We start from the raw sequence: 1,208 nt of genomic DNA, 5'->3' as shown, positions 1-1,208 counted from the left end.
GCCGCCGCGCCGCGGCCCGCCGTTGCGCCGCCGCCGGTCGCGCCCGTTGCTCCGGTTGCGGCCGCGATGGTGCCGGCGCGCGCGGTGTCCTCGGCCTGGAACTGGTGGCTGCTGCCGGTCGGCGTGCTGGTGGCGCTGATCTTCCTCGGGTTTGGCTTCTGGCTGGGCTGGAACCTGATTTCGGAGCGCATCGCGGCGCAGCGGCTGGTCGCGCATGTCGCCGATGCTTCCCGCATCGATGACCAGGTGCGGCGCCAGCGCGAGACCAACGAGGCGCTGCAGCGCGAGATCGACCAGGCGCGCGTCGCCCTGCAAGGCGATGTCTGCCGGCCCGAGGGCTTCGGCCAATCACCGCTGACGCCGCCGCAGATCACGCCGATGCAGCCGTCGTCGCTGCCGCCGACGCCGCAAGGCCAGCAGGCCTTCACCGGCACGCTGATCGAGCTGCTGGATCAGGCGACGGTGCTGGTGCTGGGGCCGCTCGCGAACGGGCAGGGGGTGGGCACGGGCACGGGCTTCGTCGTCGCCCCCGGGGTGGTGGTGACCAATGCGCATGTGGTCGCCCCGCTCGATCCGCAGCGCGTCTATGTGGTGAACCGGCGGCTTGGACGGCCGATCGCGGTGCAGGTGGCGGCGCAGACGCCGGACCCCGCGCCGGGCAAGCCGGACTTTGCCCTGCTGCGCCTGCCGGCCGATGCCCCGGCGTTGTCGCCATTGGGCCTGACTCGGGTAGCAAGCCGCCTTGATCCCGTCATCGCGGCGGGCTTCCCGCAGGCGATCATGCAGACGGATGCGAATTTCCAGGCGCTGCTGGACGGCAATCTCCGCGCCATCCCGGAACTCGCGGTCACGGACGGGCTGGTCAGCGCGGTGCAGAACCTGCCCTCCGGCCTGACGGTCATGCCGCACACCGCGGCGATCAGCCGCGGCAATTCGGGCGGGCCGCTGGTCGATCGCTGCGGCCGTGTCGTGGGGGTGAACACCTTCGGCTTCTTCAACGCCGAGCAGGGGGAACGGGTCTCCTACGCGCAGAAGGAGGATTCCCTCGTCGCCTTCCTGACGGCGAATGGGGTGACCGTCACCGAACTGACCGGGCCCTGCCAGCCCGCCGCGCCGGCCCCGCAGCCGGCCAGCGTGCCGGGTGGTGCCGCGGCCCCGGCCACGACGCCGCCGGCGAGCCCCGCGGCACCGCCTGCTCCGGCGCTGCC

General features: G+C 73.0%; 1 protein-coding gene. It reads left to right on the top strand.

Going from position 1 to position 1,208, the window contains the following annotated elements; translation table 11 throughout:
* Window positions 1-1,208, top strand: a 1,208-nt coding sequence (locus tag KPL78_RS30010; protein ID WP_219766973.1) for a S1 family peptidase, incomplete at both ends; no start/stop codon positions are given.

The organism is Roseomonas alba, assembly GCF_019430885.1.
Taxonomy (GTDB): Bacteria; Pseudomonadota; Alphaproteobacteria; order Acetobacterales; family Acetobacteraceae; genus Neoroseomonas; species Neoroseomonas alba.
The sequence above is the reverse complement of the archived record's forward strand: the minus strand, read 5'-3'. Positions and strand labels throughout refer to the sequence as shown.